Source organism: Clostridium arbusti SL206 (assembly GCF_000246895.1).
GTDB lineage: Bacteria > Bacillota > Clostridia > Clostridiales > Clostridiaceae > Clostridium_I > Clostridium_I arbusti.
In genome coordinates, this window is the sequence record NZ_BAEV01000214.1 from 1 (window position 1) to 458 (window position 458).

The window sequence follows — 458 nt, forward strand, 5'->3', positions numbered from 1 at the left end:
GTGAATTTCTGGATTACATCTGGATTTTTATCTATATAGGATTTAGTTGCAAAATAGCAGGTATATGGTATAGGGCCTGCTGATGCTCCTACAGAAGCGTCAATGTATCCTGAATTACTTTGTCTTAAAATACTTGCTGTAGGTTCAAAAAGTGCTACATAATCACCAGTACCTGCTTTAAATGCTCCTGAAGTAGCAGTATAGTCTATATTAGTTATTAAATTTACATCTTTTTTAGGATCTATACCATGATTTTTAAGTACGTATTCCAGTGTCATTTCTGGTACTCCACCCGGTCTTGCGCCAATAATAGTTTTACCTTTTACAGAACTCCAGTCAAATTTTTTCTCTTCTTTTCTACCTACTAAGAAAGATCCATCCCTTTGTGTAAGTTGCGCAAAGACTATAGGATAATCTTCTTTATTTTGATTTTGAATGTAAATAGACTGTTCTGGTCC

General features: G+C 34.5%; 1 protein-coding gene. It reads right to left on the bottom strand.

Annotated elements, in window-relative coordinates; all coding sequences use genetic code 11:
• On the bottom strand, positions 1-458 hold a 458-nt coding region (locus tag RH99_RS18090), incomplete at both ends, for an ABC transporter substrate-binding protein (protein ID WP_010241901.1).